The organism is Caulobacter sp. CCUG 60055, from assembly GCF_022750545.1.
Lineage (GTDB): Bacteria > Pseudomonadota > Alphaproteobacteria > Caulobacterales > Caulobacteraceae > PUIC01.
In genome coordinates this window covers 46,320-65,659 of record NZ_PUIC01000017.1, presented here as the reverse complement: position 1 = coordinate 65,659, position 19,340 = coordinate 46,320, and the positions used below count along the sequence as shown (strand labels likewise).

23 protein-coding genes are annotated in these 19,340 nt (G+C 69.0%); 7 read left to right on the top strand and 16 right to left on the bottom strand.

The annotated features are described in order from the left end of the window. Positions 1-4: 4 nt before the first annotated feature. The 14 genes from C5708_RS18840 to flbT all read right to left on the bottom strand — a co-directional run bounded on the left by C5708_RS18840 (position 5) and on the right by flbT (position 12,204). Complete coding sequence (locus tag C5708_RS18840) at positions 5-412, bottom strand: DUF6491 family protein (RefSeq protein ID WP_242923500.1); 408 nt, start codon at positions 410-412, stop codon at positions 5-7. Positions 413-506: 94 nt separating this feature from the next. Next, the gene (locus C5708_RS18835) at positions 507-1,787 is read right to left on the bottom strand and encodes an FAD-dependent oxidoreductase (protein ID WP_242923498.1); all 1,281 of its coding nucleotides are present in this window, start codon (positions 1,785-1,787) and stop codon (positions 507-509) included. A 107-nt stretch (positions 1,788-1,894) separates the two neighbouring features. Then, positions 1,895-2,398: a single-stranded DNA-binding protein gene (ssb, locus tag C5708_RS18830; RefSeq protein ID WP_242923496.1), complete on the bottom strand. Its 504-nt coding sequence runs from the start codon at positions 2,396-2,398 to the stop codon at positions 1,895-1,897. 146 nt (positions 2,399-2,544) lie between these two features. Further along, a complete protein-coding gene (locus C5708_RS18825; protein ID WP_242923494.1) occupies positions 2,545-2,940 on the bottom strand; it encodes a hypothetical protein in 396 nt (131 codons plus the stop codon). A 72-nt stretch (positions 2,941-3,012) separates the two neighbouring features. Beyond that, positions 3,013-3,708: a hypothetical protein gene (locus tag C5708_RS18820; protein WP_242923492.1), complete on the bottom strand. Its 696-nt coding sequence runs from the start codon at positions 3,706-3,708 to the stop codon at positions 3,013-3,015. 46 nt (positions 3,709-3,754) lie between these two features. Further along, the gene (locus tag C5708_RS19515) at positions 3,755-6,535 is read right to left on the bottom strand and encodes a hypothetical protein (RefSeq protein ID WP_278254061.1); all 2,781 of its coding nucleotides are present in this window, start codon (positions 6,533-6,535) and stop codon (positions 3,755-3,757) included. A 167-nt stretch (positions 6,536-6,702) separates the two neighbouring features. Next, entirely contained in the window at positions 6,703-7,257 is a 555-nt protein-coding gene (gene pseH / locus C5708_RS18810; protein WP_242923491.1) for a UDP-4-amino-4,6-dideoxy-N-acetyl-beta-L-altrosamine N-acetyltransferase, read from the bottom strand. A gap of 58 nt (positions 7,258-7,315) precedes the next feature. Then, a complete protein-coding gene (locus C5708_RS18805; protein ID WP_242923489.1) occupies positions 7,316-7,660 on the bottom strand; it encodes a hypothetical protein in 345 nt (114 codons plus the stop codon). 74 nt (positions 7,661-7,734) lie between these two features. Beyond that, complete coding sequence (locus C5708_RS18800; protein WP_242923487.1) at positions 7,735-8,571, bottom strand: flagellin; 837 nt, start codon at positions 8,569-8,571, stop codon at positions 7,735-7,737. 193 nt (positions 8,572-8,764) lie between these two features. Beyond that, positions 8,765-9,058 (bottom strand): flagellar protein FlaG, encoded by a 294-nt coding sequence (locus C5708_RS18795; RefSeq protein ID WP_242923485.1) that lies wholly within the window; start codon positions 9,056-9,058, stop codon positions 8,765-8,767. 118 nt (positions 9,059-9,176) lie between these two features. After that, entirely contained in the window at positions 9,177-10,007 is an 831-nt protein-coding gene (locus C5708_RS18790; protein WP_242923552.1) for a flagellin, read from the bottom strand. A 276-nt stretch (positions 10,008-10,283) separates the two neighbouring features. Further along, the gene (locus C5708_RS18785; RefSeq protein WP_242923483.1) at positions 10,284-11,114 is read right to left on the bottom strand and encodes a flagellin; all 831 of its coding nucleotides are present in this window, start codon (positions 11,112-11,114) and stop codon (positions 10,284-10,286) included. A 339-nt stretch (positions 11,115-11,453) separates the two neighbouring features. Further along, positions 11,454-11,819, bottom strand: coding sequence for a flagellar biosynthesis regulator FlaF (gene flaF / locus C5708_RS18780; RefSeq protein ID WP_242923481.1), 366 nt, complete (start codon positions 11,817-11,819; stop codon positions 11,454-11,456). Then, entirely contained in the window at positions 11,779-12,204 is a 426-nt protein-coding gene (flbT, locus tag C5708_RS18775) for a flagellar biosynthesis repressor FlbT (RefSeq protein ID WP_242923480.1), read from the bottom strand. Before flbT ends, flaF begins: the two co-directional genes overlap by 41 nt. A gap of 238 nt (positions 12,205-12,442) precedes the next feature. Between flbT and C5708_RS18770 the strand changes: the two genes are divergently transcribed. The 5 genes from C5708_RS18770 (at position 12,443) to C5708_RS18750 (ending at position 16,824) form a co-directional block, all read left to right on the top strand. Beyond that, positions 12,443-14,236 carry a tetratricopeptide repeat protein gene (locus C5708_RS18770; protein ID WP_242923478.1) on the top strand — a complete coding sequence of 598 codons (1,794 nt, stop codon included), beginning with the start codon at positions 12,443-12,445 and terminating at the stop codon, positions 14,234-14,236. Between the two features lie 94 nt (positions 14,237-14,330). Beyond that, positions 14,331-14,750 carry a primosomal protein gene (locus tag C5708_RS18765; protein WP_242923477.1) on the top strand — a complete coding sequence of 140 codons (420 nt, stop codon included), beginning with the start codon at positions 14,331-14,333 and terminating at the stop codon, positions 14,748-14,750. Beyond that, the gene (locus C5708_RS18760; protein WP_242923476.1) at positions 14,747-14,938 is read left to right on the top strand and encodes a hypothetical protein; all 192 of its coding nucleotides are present in this window, start codon (positions 14,747-14,749) and stop codon (positions 14,936-14,938) included. Before C5708_RS18765 ends, C5708_RS18760 begins: the two co-directional genes overlap by 4 nt. Before the next feature lie 85 nt (positions 14,939-15,023). Continuing rightward, the gene (locus C5708_RS18755; protein ID WP_242923475.1) at positions 15,024-15,896 is read left to right on the top strand and encodes a MoxR family ATPase; all 873 of its coding nucleotides are present in this window, start codon (positions 15,024-15,026) and stop codon (positions 15,894-15,896) included. Positions 15,897-16,044: 148 nt separating this feature from the next. Continuing rightward, positions 16,045-16,824 (top strand): hypothetical protein, encoded by a 780-nt coding sequence (locus C5708_RS18750; RefSeq protein ID WP_242923474.1) that lies wholly within the window; start codon positions 16,045-16,047, stop codon positions 16,822-16,824. A gap of 18 nt (positions 16,825-16,842) precedes the next feature. Here C5708_RS18750 and C5708_RS18745 read toward each other — a convergent pair whose 3' ends face one another. Beyond that, positions 16,843-17,217 carry a hypothetical protein gene (locus C5708_RS18745; RefSeq protein WP_242923473.1) on the bottom strand — a complete coding sequence of 125 codons (375 nt, stop codon included), beginning with the start codon at positions 17,215-17,217 and terminating at the stop codon, positions 16,843-16,845. Between the two features lie 22 nt (positions 17,218-17,239). Beyond that, positions 17,240-18,049 carry a universal stress protein gene (locus C5708_RS18740; RefSeq protein ID WP_242923472.1) on the bottom strand — a complete coding sequence of 270 codons (810 nt, stop codon included), beginning with the start codon at positions 18,047-18,049 and terminating at the stop codon, positions 17,240-17,242. A 162-nt stretch (positions 18,050-18,211) separates the two neighbouring features. Between C5708_RS18740 and C5708_RS18735 the strand changes: the two genes are divergently transcribed. Together C5708_RS18735 and C5708_RS18730 are read left to right on the top strand one after the other, a co-directional pair. Next, positions 18,212-18,805, top strand: coding sequence for an HD family hydrolase (locus tag C5708_RS18735; RefSeq protein ID WP_242923470.1), 594 nt, complete (start codon positions 18,212-18,214; stop codon positions 18,803-18,805). Between the two features lie 4 nt (positions 18,806-18,809). Then, a complete protein-coding gene (locus C5708_RS18730) occupies positions 18,810-19,322 on the top strand; it encodes a hypothetical protein (protein ID WP_242923468.1) in 513 nt (170 codons plus the stop codon). Positions 19,323-19,340 lie beyond the last annotated feature (18 nt).

The window sequence follows — 19,340 nt, the reverse complement described above, 5'->3', positions numbered from 1 at the left end:
TTCCCTATTTCTTCTTCGAGGTCTTCAGGGCCTGGACTTCGGTCTCGGTCAGCTTGCGCATGGCGCGCACGTGGCACTTCATCGGGGCCGCGCCCATGCCCTGGGGCACGATCAGGTCGAGGTCGGCGCCGGTGCAGACATTGTCCATGCCGCCCCAGGGCTTGAGGCCGATGCGCTGGGTCCAGTCGACGTTCAGGCAAGGACCGAACAGCTTCAGTTCATAGACGTCGCGGACGCTGACATTGACATAGACCGTCTCCTGGTTCGGCGACGAGAAGCCGTTGACCTGATTGATCCAGAAGCACTGCCGGGGCGGCGTCGCCGGCTTGGCCGGCTTGACGTCCTGGGCCGAGGCCGAGCCTGCGACCGCGACGGACAGCACGAGGGCGAGGGTGAGGATGGATCGCTTCATGGCCGTACTCTCCACATTCGTCGACGACGCGCCGCGGGCGCGGAACGCCCAGGGCCGGGCATTATCGGCCGCAACCCCCGGCCTTGTCTCGCGCTTAGTGCAGCTTGAGCCTGCCGGAGACGCGCTCCTGCAACAGCCTCGCCACGGCCAGCACCGCCGTTCGCGCCGTTCCCAGTATGGCGCGGTGATGGTCGAGATGGAGCGACATGTACATGGCCTTGGCCACCAGCCCCTCGACGAAGAAGTTGGGGCCGCCGAGACCGCCCATCAGCGAGCCGACGCCGCGGCCGGCCCCGAGCGAGACCAGCGAGCCGAAGTCGCGATAGCGGAACGTCGCCTCGGTCGGCCGCTCACGCATCGCCGCGATCAGGGCGCGGGCGAGATAGTCGGCCTGCTGGTGCGCGGCCTGGGCGCGGGCCGGCGTCAGCCTGCCCTCCTCCCAGGGACAGGCGGCGCAGTCGCCAAGGGCGTAGACGCCGGGCGCCGAGGTCTGCAGCCGCGTATCGACGACGAACTGGTTCAGCCGGTTGACCTCCAGGCCGAAGTCGCGATTGGCCTCGGCCGCCTTGACGCCGGCGGCCCAGACGATCAGGTCGGCGGGAACCTCGCCGACGCTGGTGGCCAGGCCGTTCTTGGCCACGGCCGCCACCTTGGCGCCGGTCAACACCCGCACCCCCTTGCGCTCCAGGGCCTGCTGGGCGCGGGCTGAGATGCGCTCGGGCAAGGCGCCCAGAATCCGGTCCGCCGCCTCGACCACGGCGATCTCCAGCCTGAAACGCTGGTCGGCGGCCAGGCCCTGCTCGAACTCGGTCTTGGCCTCGATCAACTCGGCCGCCAGTTCGACCCCCGTCGCTCCGCCGCCGACGATGGCCACCCGCAACGGCTCGGCCGCCGCGAACGACGCGCGGGTGAAGGCCGCCAGCAGGCGCATGTGGAACCGCTCGGCGTCCTCGGCGCCCTCCAGCACGCTGGCGTGCTCGACGCCAGGCGTTCCGAATTCGTTGGAGCCGCAGCCGACAGCCAGCACCAGGCGGTCGAAGCTGACGGCGCGCTCGGGGATCACCGTCTCGCCGTCGCGATCACGCGTCTCGGCCAAGGTCAGGCGGCGGGCGTTCAGGTCGAGGCCGGTCACGTCGCCGAGGGTGAAGCTGAAATGGTTGCGCCGCGCCAGCAACGGATAGGACAGGCCCTCCTGATGGGTGTCGAGCGTGCCGGCGGCGACCTCGTGCAGGGTCGGTTTCCAGATGTGGAACACCAAGCGATCGATCAGCAGCACCGCCTCGGGACCGCGTCGACGGCCGAGCCGCCGCCCCAACCGCGCCGCCAGCTCCAGCCCGCCGGCGCCGCCGCCGACCACCACGATCTCGTAATGCATGCAGGCACTACACCCGTCGGGCGCGGCGGCGGCAAGCGGCGGCAAAGAAACCGCCAAAGAAAAAGGCCGCCCGAAGGCGGCCTTTACGAAACGCGGCGGCGAAACGCCTAGAACGGGATTTCGTCGTCCAGGTCGGCCGAGAAGCTCTCGCGCGGGCCGGACGGCTGGGCGCGGCCGCCGGACTGGAATCCGCCGCCGCCGCTGGAATAGCCGCCGCCGAAGTCCTCGCCGCCGCGATCCTGGGCGCCGCCGCCCTCGCCGCGGCCGCCCAGCATGGTCAGCTCGCCCCGGAACTTCTGCAGCACGATCTCGGTGGAAAATTTCTCCTGGCCCGAATTGTCGGTCCATTTGCGCGTCTGCAACGAGCCCTCGATGTAGACCGTCGAACCCTTGCGCAGATAGCTCTCAGCCACCTTGACCAGGTTGTCGTTGAAGATGACCACGCGGTGCCATTCGGTCTTCTCCTTGCGCTCGCCCGACTGGCGGTCGCGCCAAGTCTCCGAGGTGGCGATCCGCAGATTCGCCACCCGGTCGCCCGAGTTCAGGGTGCGGATTTCCGGGTCCGCGCCCAGGTTGCCGACCAGAATGACCTTGTTGACGCTGCCCGCCATCGGACCTTCACCTTCTCACCAAGCGCCCGGCCGCATCCGCGGCGGGCGGGAATGTCTTATCAAGCCGCGACCCTAGACGAGCGGCGCGACGTGTCAATGTTCCACAAATGTTCGCATCGCCGACGCCCCTTCGCCGGCCGTCGACCTTACTGCGATATCGTGGGCGAGGCCGCCCCGACCGCCGTCAGCTTGCCGTCGCCGGTGCGGACCAGAGCGATGTAGCGCGGGCCGTCGAAGGTCTGCGAGACGAACACCCCTTCGGGCAGCAGGAAGATGAAGCTGCCCTGATAGGCGCCCATCAGATTCTCGCTGGAGCCGCCGAGGCCGACGAACTTGAGCCGCATCGCCTCGAGCTGGCCGGCGCAGTACTCCAGGCTTGGCTGGTTCACCGACAGCTTGTTGAAGCGGACCGTGCCGTTCTTGAGCGGCACGGCGTGCCAGCAGACGCCCTTGTCGTAAGGCGCCTCGATCTTCTTGGCGCAGCCAGACAGCGCGACGGCCAGACCGACGGCCGCGGCCGCGATGGAGAACGAACGGATCATGGCGCAACCCTATATCGCGGCGTCCGCCGGCGCGAGCCCCCTCCCCCGGCGGCTCCCGGCGTTCCTTTCAGGCTAGATCTGCGGCACGCCGCAGGACGGCGTCTGCTCGACCAGCAGGCGGAAGCTCTTGTTGTCGCTGGACTGTTCGACGCGTCCCGGCACCAGCCGCAGCGTCTGCTCGCCCCAACGGCCGTAGCTGGCCCCGCCGGTGCGCTCGCACTTGCCGGCGAACAGGGCCTGCACGCACGCCCCCAGCGACTGGACCTCCGAAAGCTTGCGCCAGTCGCCGCCGGCGTAGCGCCAGCAGGCCTGGCCGGCCGGCTTCCCCGCGGGCTGGGCCTCGGTCGCCGCGGGCTGGGCCGCGGGGGCGGGCGGTCCGGCCGGAGCCGGCGCCGCGGCGGGAGCCTGCGGCGGCAGCGGCGTGATCGCCGGCCCCGCCCCGCTGGCCGCCGCCAGGGCGCCGCTCTGGTCGACGCCGACATCGAGCGAGCCGGTGGCCACGCCGTTCTTCTTGGCGCAGTCGGCCAGGGTCGCCAGGCCGACGAACTGGCCGCCGACGAAGCAGCGCAGCTCCCGCTTGGGATCGAGCTTGGCGTCGTCGTCGCGGCCCATCTCGACCACCAGGCCCGGCTGGCCGGCCGGAGCGGTCTCGGGCGTCTTGGCCCCTCCGTCGCGCGACATGACGAGCTTGGCCAGGCCCAGGCCGGCGACCAGGGCGACGGCCACGCCGCCGACGATGACGACCCTGCGGTCCTTCAGGAAATTCATGGGCTCTTGGCTACGCTGTCGCGGTTGCGGTTTCAAGACAGCCGGATCAGCCGCCGCCGTTCAGGCGGGCGAGGCCGGCCTGGTAGTTCTTGATCTGCGCGGTCAGATAGGCCGGCGCTTTCCCGGTCGGGGTCGCCGGCTTGGGGTGCAACTTGGCGTCGAGGTCCTGATAGGCGGTGCGGATGGTGCTCAGCGCCGCCTGCAAGGCGGTGTTGATCGCATTGGCCCCGTCCTTGGAATCGAGCGCCATGTTCGGCGGCAGGTTCAGGCCGTAGACCTTGGCCTGGTTCGGATCGACCTTGCCCTTGGAGTTGGTGGCGACGGTGCGCACCACCCCCTCGGTCAGGCCCAGGGCCGTCAAGGCGTTCTTGCCCGGCGCGCCGGCCATGATCTCGACCGTCGACTTGGCGTTCATCGGCTCGATCTGGAGACGGCTGGTGTTGGTGTCCTTGTCGGTCACCACCGAGACCTTGACCTGGAAGCCGGCCGCCCGCTGGACCTTGACCGCCAGGGTGGCCAGGGTGTCGTCGGCGGCGATGGTCACGGCGGCGGGCCTCGCCCCCGGGCTGGTGCGCACCAGGAACTGATCCCCCGCCCGCACCGAGGTCGCCGAGGTCAGCAGGGTCGAGTCCTGATAGCTGAGCGTTCCCTTGGGCAGCCCGAGGCGGTCGAGAACGCTGGAGCCGTTGGGGTCGACCGCGATCGAGGTCGGCGCAGCCTGCCCGTCCTGGGCGGTGAAGCGCCGGGTCCAGCCGACGGCGCCGGTCTGCGGATCGATCTGGGCGACATAGCCGTCCTTGGCGTCGGGCTTGCTGGGGTCGGTCGAGGCCGACGAGCCGGCGATCCAGACCTGGCCCCCGGAGACGGTCAGGGCGCTGGCGCCGTCGTCGCCCTGCCCGCCGAAATAGGTCAGCCGGTCCGAGGCCTGCGGCCCCAGTCCTGTCGACAGCTTGGCGACGAAGGCGTCGACGCCGCCGGAATGGGCGGTGTTGACGCTCCCCGCCGACAGCGCGCCGTTGCGGGTCGACCCGGCCACCACGATGTCGGCGCCGTTGAACGCCACCCCGGCGATCGAGCCGCCCTGCAGGTCGCCCAGGTCGCGGACGCCGGCGGGCGTCGGCGGGCCGGAAGGCTGCAGGGTGAACTGCCGCACCACGCCCCGCCCGTTCTCGACGCCGGCGACGACCAGGGTGTTCCCGCTGATCGCCAGGCCGGCCGGCTTGTCGTCGCCGTACCCGCCGAACTGGGTGGTGAACTTGACCGTCGGCGCGCCCGAGGCGGTGGTCCCGAAGCCTTCGAGATAGCCGTCCCAGCCGCCGATCTGGCCGCCGCCGCCCGGCATCGGGGACTTGGTCTGGCCGGCGACGTAGACGGTCCCATCGGCGCCGAAGGCCACGGAATTGACCTGATCGTCCTCGCGCGCGCCGCGTCGCTCGGTCCAGACCTCGTCGCCATGGGCGTCGTACAGGGTGACGAAGCTGTCGGTCTTGCCCGAGCCGGGATCGGAGTTGAGCGCGCCCTCGACCGCGCCCTGCAAGGCGCCCTTGACCGAACCGGCCACCGCCACCTTGCCGTCGGGCGAGACCGCCAGGGCGTAGCCGTTGGCGGTGTCGGCCGCGCCCAGGGTGCGCGAATAGACCAGCGTGCCGGCGGAGTCGTACTTGAGCAGGGCGACGTCGCCCTTGCCCTTGATCGGCTGGCCGTTGTTGGAGCTGGAGACGTCGGCCAGCATGTAGACCGAGCCGTCCGGCCCGGTGACGGTGGCTCGCGTCGCCGTGACCTCTTTGCCCAGGGTGGTGGAGAACACCCGGCCGTCGACCCAGTTCGCCTCGCCCGGCTTGGCCGCCGGCGCCGACGAACCGGCCGGCAGGTCGCCGACCTGGAACTTGAGGAGCTGCTGGGCGGTCGATCCGGTGGTGGCGGACACGCCGTTCTTGACGGCGGTGCTGATGGCCCCGACACGCTGGGACAGGTAGATCGCCGGCGTCGAGGCCGGGGCCGAGAACGACACCTTCTCGATCGCCGATCCCTTGACCTTCAAGGACCACTCGTCCGGCCCGGCCGGCAGCGTGACCGTCTTCGAACCGACCTTGACCACCTTGGGTTCGGCCTGGGTCCGCACAGTGGCGAACCGGGTGTCGACGCCTGCGGCCTTGAGCTTGTCGTTGATGAAGTTGACCACGTTGGCCATGGTCCGCGGCGTCGATCCCATTTCCGACAGGTCGATCGGCACCTGGACGGCGTTGCTCTTCGAGCGCTGGACCGAGATGTCGAACTTCACGTCGCCCTGGAAGGCCTTGACCGCGTCGTCGGGGCCGCCGACGTGCACGACGCCCGTCTGATAGTTGTCGTTCTCCCTCTTGACCCCGACCGTCGACTTGGCGGCCTTGTCGATCGCGGCCCCTTCGGCGAGGCGCAGCTGGTCGAGCTTCATGCCGTTGAGATAGCCAAGGGTCTGGGCCAGCCCCGTCGAGAACAGCGACTGCACCCTGGCCTTCTCGGCGGCCGGCGTGCTGGCCGAGGCGTAGCGTTCGGCCAGGCCGCTCAGGGTGTTGAGCGCCTGATAGAGCGCGAACATCTTCTGATAGTCGTGGCTGGCGCCGGGAACGTCGAGCTTGGCCGCGCCTTCGTTGACGAAAGCGCCGCCGCTCATCACCTGTTTGACCAGATCGTTGGCGCGCGGAACCTTGGCCTTCAGGTCCCAAGGCGGCGTCGGCAGCTTCTTGGCGGCCGCGCCGGCGCCAGGCGTAGCCGCGCCGCCGTTGGCGTTGACCCCGGCCTTGGAGAGATAATAGCCAAGCAGGCTGCTGCTATCGAAGGTTATCACCGGCGACGCCGCTCCCGTTGCGGTATGCGGCAGGTTGTCGCGGATTCGCCTTCCGAAAAGTTAACGCCCGTCAACACATCGACCGTGCGCGGTGAAAATCCGGCTGGGCTCGGCCCAGGCTCGGCGTGCGGGCCGGTCGGCTCCCCCCATGGGGCCGCAAAGCCCCGCTAGGCGGCGATCAGATGCGATCCGGCCAGCCCGCGCAGGACGGCGTCCCGGCGCGCGCGCCACTCGTCGGCGAGGATGGCGAGCAGCACCACGTCGCGCCATCGGCCGTCCTTGAGCACGTGCCGGCGCATGTAGCCCTCGCGGCGGAAGCCGGCGGCGGCCTGCGCCTTCAGCGCGGTGTCGTTGTCGGCCAGCACCTGGGCCCAGATCTTCTCCAGCCCCAGCTGGTCGAACGCGCGGTCCAGGCCCAAGGCCTGGGCGGCTCGGCCGGCGCCGCGGCCGCGCGCCTCGGGATCGCCGATGTACCAGCCCCATTCGGCCCGACGATGCCGGCCGTTGAGGCCGGACAGGGTGAGAAAGCCGGCCGGCTGGGCGTTGCGGGTGATGATCCAGCCCATGCGGTCGGGATTGCCGCGGAAATCGTCGAACCAGCGTTGGTGGTGATCGAGGCTTTCAGGCGCCCCGTCGCTCATCCAGCGATCGACCTCGCGTTCGCGACGCCAAAGGAAAAGGCGTTCGCAATCGTCTTCGCGAAGATCCCGCAGGTCGATCATAGGTCGAGCGCGCTCCTTATCTTCATCTATAGCACGCCGGCGCCGGCCCGTCCGCCGCTCAGGGGCGCTCGGACAGGGGTTGGATCAACGATTTTCCGGCCGCCTGCGGCTCGGCGACCTCGACCCGGCCGCTCTGCTTGTCGAACAGGCAGAACACCCGCCCCTTCATGTTCTTCATGTGGCGCTGCGGCCACGTCCCCTCGATCACCGCCACCGTCGAGGCGGCGAAGCTGTCGGCGTAGGCGGTCATGCGGGCGTCGCGAAAACCGCTGGCCTGGATGCAGGCGGCCTCGGACCGCGAGCGCAGGCGGTCCCAGGACTGCGGCGACGAGGCCTGGGCCTGCGAAGCGGCCAGGCAGGCGACGGCGGCGAGGCCGGTCAGGACGGCGCGGGCGGTTGTCATCGGCGGACTCCGGTCTGATCAGGTCGCAGGATGTTGGAACAGGTCGCGGGCGGGAAGATGGCCGCCCTTCCCGCTTATCCCTGCTTGAACAGCGACAGCACCACCTGCGGCGCGGAGTTGGCGATCGACAGGGCCTGGGCCCCGAGCTGCTGCTTGACCTGCAGGGCCTGCAGCTTGGCGCTCTCCTTGGCCAGATCCGCGTCGACGAGGTTGCCCACGCCGCTCTGCAGGACGTCCATCAGCTTGCCGACGAAGGTGTTGTGCGATTCGATCTGCTTGGCCTGGGCGCCCATGTCGCCGAGCGCCTGGCTGACATTGGCCATGGTGGCCTGGATCTGCGCCAGCGCGGCGGTGGCCATGGTGACCGTGCTGATGGTCGAGGTGGCCGGCATGGTGATGATGGCCCCGCCCAGCGACATGTTCTTGACCGACAGCGTCAGGAACGAATTGGCGTCGGCGTTGGCCAGGAACTTGATGTTGCCGGTCATCGAGCCGTTGAGGATGTTGGCCCCGTCGAAGGTGGCGTTGTTCACCATCTGCTGGACCTGGTTCAGCAGCGTGACGTAGTCGGCGTTGAGCGCCTTGCGCGAATTGGGGTCGAACGACGGGTCCAGGGCGGCGGTCACCTTCGCCTTCATCTGGATCAGGGTGTCGGAGATGGATTGCCCAGCGGTCATCGACACTTGCGCGATGGAGTTCGCGCGGTCCAGGCTCATCTTCACCGCGTCGAGCGCGCCGATGTCGGCCCGCTGCCCCTGGGCGATGGCCCAGATCGCGGCGTTGTCCTTGGGATTGTTGATGCGCAGACCCGTGCTGATGGCGTTCTGCACGGTCTGCAGGTCGCCCTGGGTCTGGTTCAGGTTCTGCAACGCGATCAGCGCGGATTGATTGTTGTTCACGCTAATCGTCATGGCCTTCTCCTCCGACGCCGGACGAAGCCCGCAATCCGCGGCGCTCGACGACGCAGCGTCCGATTCGCAAGACTCGCCGTCTGCGAAGGAAGCTAGGAAGACATGGTGTCCATATGGTTAACGCGCGTAAACGCACGTTAACGGCCGCCGCGTCCCGCAGCGTCCGTGCAAGCAGCCCGCCCGTGGGGCGGCTTCAGGCCTTGGCGTCGATCACCGCGCCTCGGCGATAGGTCCGGTCCTCGCGCATCCGCAGCACCTCCTCGCGGGGCAGCTGCTTGACCACCTCTCCGGTTCGCCGGTCGATGGTCTTGTAGACGTAAGTGCCGGCGGCCTGGTCTTCCTCGATCACCAACCGCAGGTCCGCGGCGTCCTGGGACACGGCGGCGGCGCCGACGGCGCCGATGAGCCCGACGTCTCCGGCGGGCGGTTGCGGGGTCTGGCCGAAGGTCGGATCGGGAACGGCCTGAGTAATCCCTACCTTGCTCATTGCTCCACGATGTCGGCGTCGCCGCCGAATCCTCCTGGTGAAACCGCGAGACGGCGGAGACCGAAGCCCCCGCCGCCGCGGCCGGAGGCGGAGCCTGGGCCCCGCCGCCAAGCTTCGATTAGCGGAACAGGCCCAGCAGCGATTGGCTGGACGAGTTCGCGATCGACAGCGCCTGGATGCCCAGCTGCTGCTTGGTTTGCAGAGCCTGCAGCTTGGCGCTTTCCTTCGCCAGGTCGGCGTCGACGAGGTTGCCCACGCCGGCGTCGAGCGAGTCCTTCAGCTTGCCGATGAAGGTCAGGTGCGTGTTCAGCGCCTTAGAGCCGGTGCCGAGGCTGGCCAGAGCGGTGTTGACGTTGTCCAGCGAGGTCTTGATCCTGGCGACCATGGTCGTGGCCAGGGTCGCCGTGCCGATGGTCGCGGTGGCGGCCACGGTGACGTTGGTCCCGCCGAGAGCCAAGCTCTGGGCCTTGACCGTCAGACGCGAAGTACCGTCGGCGTTGGCCAGGGCGGCCAGGTCGGTGGCGCCGGTCTTGATCAGGTTGGCGCCGTTGAAGTCGGCGTTCGACACGGCCTTGGTGATCTGGTCACGCAGGGAGACGAAGTCCTGGTTGAGCTTGCTGCGGCTCGCCGTGTCCAGCGAGGTGTCCGAAGCCGCCAGGGCCTTCTGCTGCATCTGGGTGAGCAGGTCCGAGACCGATTGGCCGGCCGCCAGAGCGACGTCGATGGTGCTGGAGACGCGCGAGAGCGAGTCCTTCACCGAGTCGAGCGAAGAGGAGGTCGAGCGCTGGCTCTGGGCGATGGCCCAGATGGCGCCGTCATCCTTGGCGGAGGCGATCTTGAGGCCGGTGCTGATGCGACCTTGCGTGGTTTGCAGTTCGCTGCTGGTCGCGGCCAGGTTTTGCAGGGCGACGAGCGCGCCCACATTGGTATTGATGCTCGCCATGGCGATGGTTCCTATTCAAGGGATCCGGCGTCATTTTGACGGCCGGGGGCATTTTGCCCGCTTGGTAGGAAGCAATGACCGGGCCACTCGCCCGCCACGCGGAGACCTCCGCACGTTTTCCAATAAAATCAGCGCACTATTTCGGATTTCGACACGCCCGAAGCCCGGTCGTTTTTGCCCAGCGGGCCGTCGATAGGCAAAACAGTCCCGCCCGATGGGCAAAAAATGCCGATCAGGGGAAAGGGCCCGCCGGACGGGGGCTGCCCGTCCGGCGGTCGCGACCTATTTGAACAGCTGCATCAGCGACTGAGGCGACTGGTTCGCGATGGACAAGGCCTGGATGCCGAGCTGCTGCTTGCTTTGCAGGGCCTGCAGCCGGGCGCTTTCCTTGGCCAGGTCCGCGTCGACGAGGTTGCCCACGCCGGCGTCGAGCGAGTCCTTCAGCTTGCCGATGAAGGTCAGATGCGTGTTCAGCGCCTTCGAGCTCGTGCCGAGGCTGGCCAGGGCGGTGTTGACGTTGTCCAGCGACGCCTTGATCGTAGCGATCATGGTCGTGGCCAGGGTCGCCGTACCGATGGTCCCGGTCGCAGCCACCGTGATGATGCCGCCGCCCAACGACAGATTCTGAGCCTTGACCGTCAGACGGGACGAACCGTCGGCGTTGGCCAGGGCGGCCAGATCCACGGCGCCCCCCTTGATCAGGTTCGCGCCGTTGAAGTCCGCGTTGGTGATGGCCTTGGTGATCTGATCGCGCAGCGAGACGAAGTCCTGGTTGAGCTTGGCGCGGCTCGCCGTGTCCAGCGAGGTGTCCGAAGCCGCCAGGGCCTTCTGCTGCATCTGCGTGAGCAGGTCTGACACGGATTGACCCGCCGCCAGGGCGACGTCGACGGTGCTGGAGACGCGCGAAAGCGAATCCTTCACCGAGTCGAGCGAGGTCGAGGCCGCACGTTGGCTCTGGGCGATAGCCCAGATGGCTCCGTTGTCCTTGGCCGTCGCGATCTTCAGGCCGGTGCTGATGCGGTTCTGAGTTGTGGTCAGGTCCTCCTGGGTCGCGGTGAGGTTTTGCAGCGCCACGAGAGCGCCAAGGTTCGTATTGATCGAGTTCGCGATCATCGTCGGTACCTTCCATTCTGGTCGGAATTTTTGACGGCTTTTGCCGGGAGGGCGTTCTCGCCCGCCCCGGCCATCGCAAGCCCCGGGCCAGAGCCCGTGCGACCGCGACCGCGGCCGCGCCCTGAATTCCTTGAACTTTCGCAGCGCCCCCCGGACGCCGCCGCCGCATGGGCGCGGATCAGCCTTGCCGGGCGGCAAGTTCTGCCGGAACGGGGCTGGAAACGCGGTTACGTGGAAGCCTGACGCGAACGGGCCGCGCACCCCGAGGATGCGCGGCCCGTTCGACCGTCCGGAAACGAGGCGCGGACCTCCCGCGCCAGGCCCGCCGCGAAGGCGGGGTCAGGCGGCGGCCTGGGCCTGGCCCGACAGGCCCTGCATGACGGTGCGGTTGACGTCGATCAGGGCCTCGAAATCCTCTTCGCGCCGCATCACGGCGCTGGAGTGGCGGTTCACCCACAGGCTGATCGAGATGATCTGGGCGCGCAGGGATTCAGGCAGCGCGTTGCTCGGGCTGGCGCAATCGGAGGCGAGCGCCGACCACAGGCGCTTGTTCCAATCGAGCGCCTCGATGCGGGTCTTCAGGTCGCCCTCGTCGGCCTTGGCGGCGTCCATGAGGGCGAGCGTGACCTGGCCGAACAGGCGATATTCGGCGTCGCGCGGGTTTTCAGCCCGCGCCGCCGCCTGCTGATAGGCCTGAAGCCCCATTCCCCAACCTTTCGTCTTCGTACTCGACCAGCTTCCGGCACAGCATCAGGGCCTTGTAGTACTCGCGGGCCATGATGTGCCGGGACGCCGCCACGCAATCGGCCAGGACGGCGGGATTGCGGATGACGTTCATGAATTCGTTCAGGCGCAGGGCGAACTCGTCGTAGTAGCGCGTGGCGCCGCCCTCATCGAGGTACATCATCATCACCGGGAAATAGATGTGCCGCGCCGGCGAATTGACGTCCTCGGCCTGCATGATGTCCTTCTCGCGCAGGACGGAAGCCTTGTTCTGCAGGATCAGCGTCCCGCGCCGGTCGCCGTTCTGCACCACGGCGCCGTTCAGAACGAACTTCTCGCCCGGCTTCAGCGACAATTTCAGAGGCATGCCCTCATGCTCCCAAAGCCGACGCGAGCCGGCGGCGACATCGTCGCGGCACGGTTGAGCGCCCCGTCCCGCACTGTGCGCGACCTTGCTGAAGGCAAGCTAAAGGGACGTGGTTAACGGGGCGTTGCCCGATCGCCCGCGCGGCCGGCCGCCTTTAACCTTCATTAAGCATGATCGCGCCATCCATGCGGTCTTCGAGGATGAGAATCGCAAGGGTCCTGGCATGTCCGCGCGCCGCATGAGCCGCTCAGAAATGCAGGCGTCGGCGGCCTCCGGGGCCCTGACGCCGGAGGCGGAGGCCGCCGCGCCGTTCCGCCTGCCGCCCGCCGCGGGCGCGGTCGGGGATTCCGCCTCCGCCGCCGCCCTGGCCCGCATCGACGCCGCCATCCGCGAGATCAACGCCGCCAAGATCCTGCCGCTGCTCGGCAAGGCCGCCGACGCCCTGCGCGGCGAGGACCACAAGGCCGCCGCTGACTGGGCGATCAAGGCCCTGCAGCAGGACGAGCGCAGCGGCCTCGCCTGGCACCTCCTCGCAATCGCGCGGGAAAAGGCCGGCGATTTCAGGACGTCGCTGCAATGTTATGAGTCGGCGCTTCAACTTCTGCCCGACGAGGCCGAGATCGCCAACGACCTCGGCCGCCTCGCCTACCGGCTCGATATGAAGGACGCCGCGGCCAAGCTGTTCCTGCATTATCTGGACCGCTATCCGGGATCGGAGGAAGCGGCCAACAACCTGGCCTGCGTGCTGCGCGACGACAACCGCTACGACGACGCCGTCGCCGTGCTGCGTCCGGTGATCCAGGCCTCGCCCGCCCAGCCGCTGCTGTGGAACACCCTGGGCACCGTCCTGGCCGAGCAGGGCGACCCGTCCTCCGCCATCACCTTCTTCGACGAGGCGCTGCGGCTGGACCCACACTTCGCCAAGGCCCGCTACAATCGCGGCAACGCCCGGCTGCCCCTGGGCCAGTACGACGAAGCCCTGGTCGATTGCGAGGCCGCAATGGCCGAACCGCTGGCGCCGGACGAGGCGTCGATGATGCGCCTGGCCCGCTCGACCATCCTGCTCTGCCTGGGCCGCATCGGCGAAGGCTGGGACGCCTATGAGGAACGGCTCGTCCCGGAGTTCCACGACGTCACCCACTTCATGATCGACCGGCCGAAATGGACGCCGGAGTCCGAGCTCTCCGGCCGTTCGCTGCTGCTGATGGGCGAACAGGGGCTGGGCGACGAGGTGCTGTTCGCCAGCACCGTGCCCGACGTGCTGGAGGCGCTCGGCCCGCAAGGCCGGCTGGCCATCGCGGTGGAGAAGCGGCTGGTCGGCCTGTTCCAGCGCTCGTTCCCACAGGCCGAGATCGGCGCCCACGCCACCTACAAGGTCGACGCCCACACCATTCGCGGCGCGCCGTTCGTCAAGGATTTCGAGGCCATTGACCTGTGGGCGCCGCTCGCCTCGCCCCTGCGCCGCTTCCGCCGTTCGGTCGAGGCCTATCCGGACCGGCCGTCCTTCCTCAAGGCCGACCCCGAGCGCGTCGCCCATTGGCGCGGCGAACTGGCCGCCCTCGGCCCCGCCCCCAAGGTCGGCATCCTTTGGAAGAGCCTCAAGCTGACCGGGGCGCGGCGGCGCTACTTCTCGCCCTTCGAGCACTGGGAGCCGGTGCTGCGCACGCCCGGCGTGCGCCTGGTCAATCTTCAGTACGGCGACTGCGAGGCCGAGATCGCCGAGGCCAGGACCCGCTTCGGCGTCGACATCTGGACGCCCCCCGGCGTCGACCTCAAGAACGACCTCGACGAGGTCGCGGCCCTCAGCTGCGCCGTCGACCTGGTTACCGGCTTCGCCAACGCCACCACCAACATCGCCGCCGCCTGCGGCGCCGAGACGTGGCTGATCTCCCCGCCCGGAGTGTGGCCCAAGCTCGGCACCGACCGCTATCCCTGGTATCCTCAGGCCCGCGTGTTCAATCCCGAGGAACAGGCCTGGCGGCCGACCATGGAGGCGATCGCGGCGGCGCTGACCGAACGGTTCGGGCTCTGACGGCGACGCGCCGGACGCCGGGAACGGTCTTCCCGCAGAGGGGTTGAATCGATCAGCGCCGACCGGTGCGCCGGCGCGAGCGAGGAGGCCGTCCATGCCCGCGAACAGCAACAGCGCCGACTTCGACGATCAGGACCTGGCCGAGGTCTTCGACGAGACCAACCTGACGGACGACGGGGCCGACATCGCCAATTTCGACGACATCGACGACGTCTACGACGCCACCCGCGCCGACGGCGACGCCGATGAGGACGACGACTACGACGACTTCGACCCGGACGACTACGACGAGGACGACGAGGACGACGAGGACGACCTCGACGGCGCGCCCGAAGCCGAGGCGGACTACGAGGACGACGAGGACGAGGACGAGGGAACCGCCGACCTCGACGGCGTCGATCAGGTCTCGACGCGCGACCGCGACCGGTTGTCGCGCTTCGAGTCGTCCCGCCTGTCGGACGACGAGCTGCGCGAGCTCGGCTACGCCGACAGCGACAAGGAGCCGCGCCGGTGACCGCCGCCCCTCGCCGTCCCCGGCCCCGCGCGCGGCCCGCCGCCGATCCCGCCTCCGGGTTCGATCCCGCTCCAACCCAGGCGCAGCTCGACGAAGCGCTGGACGAAGCCCTGGAGGAGACCTTCCCGGCCTCCGATCCGCCCGCCCTCACCCGCCCCCGGCGCGGGGCCGCCGACAAACCGGCTTGAAACCCGCGCGTCCCGCTTTAGTTTGAAGGGTTCAATCGAACACTTGTTCGAGACGGCCGCGCCGGCGCGTCTCGGGGGACAGGGCATGAGCCAGCGTTTCGAAGGCACCAGCGATTACGTCGCGACGGAAGATCTCAAGGTCGCGGTCAACGCCGCCATCGCGCTGGAGCGCCCGCTGCTGATCAAGGGCGAGCCGGGCACCGGCAAGACCGTGCTGGCCTACGAAGTGGCCAAGGCGCTCGACGCCGCCCTGCTGACCTGGCACATCAAGTCGACCACCAAGGCCCAGCAGGGCCTCTACGAGTACGACGCCGTCACCCGCCTGCGCGACAGCCAGCTTGGCGACGAGCGCGTCAAGGACGTCAAGAACTACATCAAGAAGGGCAAGCTCTGGGAAGCGTTCGACGCGCCCAAGCGCCCCGTGCTGCTGATCGACGAGATCGACAAGGCCGACATCGAGTTCCCGAACGACCTCCTGCAGGAGCTCGATCGCATGGAGTTCTTCGTCTACGAGACCGGCGAGACCATCAAGGCCAAGATCCGGCCGGTGGTGATCATCACCTCGAACAACGAAAAGGAGCTGCCGGACGCGTTCCTGCGCCGCTGCTTCTTCCACTACATCCGCTTCCCGGACGAGGACACGATGCAGGCCATCGTCGACGTCCACTTCCCCGGCATCAAGCAGAAGCTGGTCTCCGAGGCGCTGCGCATCTTCTACGACATGCGCAAGGTGCCGGGCCTGAAGAAGAAGCCCTCGACCTCGGAGCTGCTCGACTGGCTGAAGCTGCTGCTGGTCGAGGACATCGACGAATCGGCCCTGCGCGAGCGCGACCCGACCAAGCTGATCCCGCCCCTGCACGGCGCCCTGCTCAAGAACGAACAGGACGTCCATCTGTTCGAGCGGCTGGCCTTCCTGGCCCGCCGCGAGGGCGCGGGCGGGCGGCCGGGCGGCAATTGAGGCTTTTCGGGTCACGCCCCGACTGGCCAAATTGACTGCGTCCCGAGCGAATGGTTTGAGGGCCGCGTCCGGAGCTAACAGCGAATTCACTGGCGCTTCACGGATGGCGGGATCACCCTTTCCGCAACAGCATCGGAGGCGGAAGCCAATGAACAAAGCCCTGGTCCTGCTCCTCAGCGGTGTTGCGGCGGCGAGTCTGGCGGCATGTCATCCCCCGCAGCCGCGCAAGCAGGCGGCCAAGGCCGCCGAAGAGGCCGGCTCGACCTACAAGACGATCAGCGCCCTCAACTGCCCCGAAGCCCAGGGGCGGCTGAAGCGCACGGCCGCGGATTCCGACGGCAAGAGCTGCACCTACATCAACGACCGGGGCTCCGAGATCACCCTGACCCTGGTCGACCTCGACGGCGGCGACGCCAAGAGCACGCTGGAGCCGACCGAGGCCGAGCTGAAGGCCCTGCTGCCCCCGCGTGACTCCAAGGCCGCCGCGCACGGCCCGTCCGAGGGCGGCGGGGACGACGTCAACATCGACCTGCCCGGCGTGCATATCCGCGCCAACGACAACGGCGCCCGCGTCCGCGTGGCCGGCGTCCATATCGACGCCGACGACGACGGCGCCAAGGTCGAGGCCAGCGACAGCGACAACGTCGTCGTCAAGAGCGAACGCGGCAAGGGCGGCGTCACGGTCGACGCCAACGACCAGGGCGCGGAGATCCGCGCCTACAAGGCCGGCCCCGGCGTCAGCATCACCTATATCCTGGCCTCTGACACCCCCGGACCGGAAGGCTACCGCCTGGTCGGCTACGAGGCGCGCGGCCCGTCCGAAGGCCCGCTGGTGGTCGCCAAGATCAAGTCCCGCTCCGAGGGCCGCAACGGCCAGTTCAACGACCTCAAGCGCCTGATCACGCTGAATGTCGGTGGCGGCGACTAGACCCTCGGGCGTCCCGCCTCAGGCGGCGGGGGCGACCTCCATCACCTTGTAGGTCAGGGGGCGGCCGTCCTCGTCGTTCACCGTGACGTATTCGCCCACGGCGAAGCGATGGTCGCCCAGGCGATAGACCACCTCGTCGTCGGCGTCGTCGGCCTCGTCATAGTCGAAGAACCACCGCCCGCCCCGGCGCGCCAGCCGGCCGTCGGCCGCGTCCTCGTCCGGCGCGAACCGGCGCACCGTGCACCCCGCCCGGCCCCTGGCGTACGCATCCTCGTCCAGATAGCCGTCGGACGTCAGCGGCGCGATCAGCATGTAGCCGCGATGATCGTCGCCGTTGGCGAACTCGGTTCCCGGGTTGCGGGCTAGACGCATGACGATGCGGGACAGGCCCATGGGGCGCCTCCGTTGTCTTTTTTCAGTGCGACAGGAACAGCGACGGCGCGTCCGCCGCCAACAGGCTGCGCGTGGTGCCGCCGAAGATGAACTCCTGCAGCCGCGGATGGCCGAACGCGCCGGCGACGATCAGGTCGGCCTCCAGCCGCCGGGCGGCGGCCAGCAGCAGGCTGGCCGCCTCGCCGCTTTCGGAGACGACCTCGACCTCGGCGGCGACGCCGCGCGCGGCGAAGAACGCCTGCAGGCGGGCCGGGTCGGACTTGCGCGACGAAGCCGCCGGCGCGGCGACGATCACCACCCGGCGGGCCTTCTCCAGCAGGGGCAGCGCCGTGCGCGCCGCGCGGCTGGCCTCCTTGCCGCCGTCCCACGCCACCATGACGCAGCCGTCCGCCCGCAGGCCCGGCCGGGCGACGATGGTCGGGCGCTGTTCGTCGGCGACGAGCTGCTGGAAGGCCTCGGCGAGCGGTCCCTTGCCCCGCGCCGCCTGGTCGTCGAACACCACCACGTCCGACAACCGGCTCTCCATGGACAGGGCGGCCCAGACCGGAGACTCCAGCGCGGTGAAGGCGACGCGGCCGCGACAGGTCTCGCAGGCGGCCCGGGCGGCCGCCTCGCCGGCGACGGCGGCCTCCTTGATGCTTTCGATGGCGGTGATCTGCACGCCGCCCATGAACCCCTCGCCCATCCACGGCATCAGGTCGGCGACGTCGGCCGGCGTGTAGATCGCCGCGATCTCGGCGCCGAAGGGCGCGGCGACGGTTTCGGCGGCTTTCAGCACGGCGGCGTCGCCCGATGCGCCGGCCAGGGGGGCCATGATCCGCGCCCAGCTCATGATCGTCTCTCCACAAAAGGCTTCGTTCGATCGGGTCGCAATGGTTGCTATTCTCCGTCCGTTGGGCCAGTTCGTCCAACCCGGTAAGCAAGGAACGATCTGGTGGCGAAAGGGCTGCGTCAAACTCGCGCGAGCAAGACCGCCCCACGGGCGTGGCAGCGGATGTTGTCGGGCCGGCGGCTGGATCTGCTCGACCCCTCCCCTATGGACATCGAGATCGAGGACATCGCCCACGGCCTGGCCCGCGTCGCCCGCTGGAACGGCCAGACGATCGGCGAGCACGGGTTCTCGGTGGCCCAGCACTCGGTGGTGGTCGAGGAGATCGCCGTCCACATCAAGCCGGACCTGGAGCCGCGCTGGCGCCTGGCCGCCCTGCTGCACGACGCCTCGGAGTACGTGATCGGCGACATGATCTCGCCGTTCAAGGCGGCGCTGGGCGTCAGCTACAAGGAGTTCGAGGAGAAGCTGGAGACGGCGATCCACGTCCGCTTCGGCCTGCCGGCCAAGACGCCCGCCCCGATCAAGAAGCTGATCAAGCAGGCCGACCGCGCCTGCGCCTTCTTCGAGGCGACCCAGCTCGCCGGCTTCTCCATCGAGGAATCCATCGGCTTCTTCGGCCATCCGCCGGAAGGCTACGGCCTGACCATCGACCCCCTCGCCCCGGCCGTCGCCCAGGAGCGCTACGTCCAGCGCTTCCACGTGCTGTCCGAGGCCGCCGGCTACGAGCCGGTGAAGGCCGCCTTCGACACGGAGTGACGACGTGACCCTGATCGTCTCGCCGCTCAGCCAGGTGCACGCCGTCATCGCCGCCCGCGCGCCCTCGCACCTCGTCACCCTGCTCGATCCCGCGTCGATGATCGACACGCCGGCCGGCGTGTCGCCCGAACGGCACCTGAAGCTGTCGGTCAACGACATCGCCGAGCAGGCCGAGGGCCTGATCCCGCCCGACGAAGCCCTGATCCGCCGCATCCTCGCCTTCGGCGAAGCCTGGGACGAGGCGCAGCCGATGCTGATCCACTGCTGGGCCGGGATCAGCCGGTCGAGCGCGACCGCCTTCGTGCTGGCCTGCGCGCGCAATCCCGACACCGCCGAGCACGACATCGCCCAGCGGCTGCGCCAGGCCTCGCCCACCGCCACGCCCAATCGCCGCATCGTCGCCCTGGCCGACGACATGCTGGGACGCCAGGGCCGCATGGTCGAGGCGGCGACGGCCATCGGCACGGGGGCTTTCGCCTTCGAGGGCGCGCCCTTCGACCTGCCGGCGCGGTTCTGATCGCCGCCGGCCGCGCCG

Bases quoted from the DNA above. Each gene is read 5' to 3' on its own strand.
- C5708_RS18840 (WP_242923500.1), bottom strand. From the start codon at position 412: ATGAAGCGATCCATCCTCACCCTCGCCCTCGTGCTGTCCGTCGCGGTC.
- C5708_RS18835 (WP_242923498.1), bottom strand. From the start codon at position 1,787: ATGCATTACGAGATCGTGGTGGTCGGCGGCGGCGCCGGCGGGCTGGAG.
- ssb (WP_242923496.1), bottom strand. From the start codon at position 2,398: ATGGCGGGCAGCGTCAACAAGGTCATTCTGGTCGGCAACCTGGGCGCG.
- C5708_RS18825 (WP_242923494.1), bottom strand. From the start codon at position 2,940: ATGATCCGTTCGTTCTCCATCGCGGCCGCGGCCGTCGGTCTGGCCGTC.
- C5708_RS18820 (WP_242923492.1), bottom strand. From the start codon at position 3,708: ATGAATTTCCTGAAGGACCGCAGGGTCGTCATCGTCGGCGGCGTGGCC.
- pseH (WP_242923491.1), bottom strand. From the start codon at position 7,257: ATGATCGACCTGCGGGATCTTCGCGAAGACGATTGCGAACGCCTTTTC.
- C5708_RS18805 (WP_242923489.1), bottom strand. From the start codon at position 7,660: ATGACAACCGCCCGCGCCGTCCTGACCGGCCTCGCCGCCGTCGCCTGC.
- C5708_RS18800 (WP_242923487.1), bottom strand. From the start codon at position 8,571: ATGACGATTAGCGTGAACAACAATCAATCCGCGCTGATCGCGTTGCAG.
- C5708_RS18795 (WP_242923485.1), bottom strand. From the start codon at position 9,058: ATGAGCAAGGTAGGGATTACTCAGGCCGTTCCCGATCCGACCTTCGGC.
- C5708_RS18785 (WP_242923483.1), bottom strand. From the start codon at position 11,114: ATGATCGCGAACTCGATCAATACGAACCTTGGCGCTCTCGTGGCGCTG.
- flaF (WP_242923481.1), bottom strand. From the start codon at position 11,819: ATGGGGCTTCAGGCCTATCAGCAGGCGGCGGCGCGGGCTGAAAACCCG.
- flbT (WP_242923480.1), bottom strand. From the start codon at position 12,204: ATGCCTCTGAAATTGTCGCTGAAGCCGGGCGAGAAGTTCGTTCTGAAC.
- C5708_RS18770 (WP_242923478.1), top strand. From the start codon at position 12,443: ATGAGCCGCTCAGAAATGCAGGCGTCGGCGGCCTCCGGGGCCCTGACG.
- C5708_RS18765 (WP_242923477.1), top strand. From the start codon at position 14,331: ATGCCCGCGAACAGCAACAGCGCCGACTTCGACGATCAGGACCTGGCC.
- C5708_RS18755 (WP_242923475.1), top strand. From the start codon at position 15,024: ATGAGCCAGCGTTTCGAAGGCACCAGCGATTACGTCGCGACGGAAGAT.
- C5708_RS18750 (WP_242923474.1), top strand. From the start codon at position 16,045: ATGAACAAAGCCCTGGTCCTGCTCCTCAGCGGTGTTGCGGCGGCGAGT.
- C5708_RS18745 (WP_242923473.1), bottom strand. From the start codon at position 17,217: ATGGGCCTGTCCCGCATCGTCATGCGTCTAGCCCGCAACCCGGGAACC.
- C5708_RS18740 (WP_242923472.1), bottom strand. From the start codon at position 18,049: ATGAGCTGGGCGCGGATCATGGCCCCCCTGGCCGGCGCATCGGGCGAC.
- C5708_RS18735 (WP_242923470.1), top strand. From the start codon at position 18,212: ATGTTGTCGGGCCGGCGGCTGGATCTGCTCGACCCCTCCCCTATGGAC.